The organism is Rhodovulum viride (assembly GCF_003265965.1).
Classification (GTDB): Bacteria; Pseudomonadota; Alphaproteobacteria; order Rhodobacterales; family Rhodobacteraceae; genus Rhodovulum; species Rhodovulum kholense.
Genome location: NZ_MUAV01000289.1, coordinates 1 through 231, shown reverse-complemented (window position 1 = coordinate 231; position 231 = coordinate 1). Strand labels below are relative to the sequence as shown.

At 74.0% G+C, this 231-nt stretch carries 1 protein-coding gene; it reads right to left on the bottom strand.

Annotated elements, in window-relative coordinates; all coding sequences use genetic code 11:
- Nucleotides 1-231: DUF7146 domain-containing protein (locus BYZ73_RS23435; protein WP_425451114.1), on the bottom strand; the 231-nt coding region annotated here is incomplete at both ends.

The following is a 231-nucleotide window of genomic DNA, read 5'->3' as shown; positions in this document are numbered from 1 at the left end:
GATGGATCTCGCGCCAGCTGCCCCGGTTGCCCTCGGCGGGCACCATGTAGGGCAGGTCGGGGTGGAACCGCAGGCAGTCGGGCAGTGCGGGCAGCAGCGCTCGGGTGATGCCGCGCCGGGCGAGATAGTCACGCACGGGGCTGTCCTCGGCCGGGCGGCAGGCCTGCCAGATGGCACGGGCCTGGGCGATGGCATTCTTGCGGGCGGCCTCGGCCTGATCCGCGCGCTGGC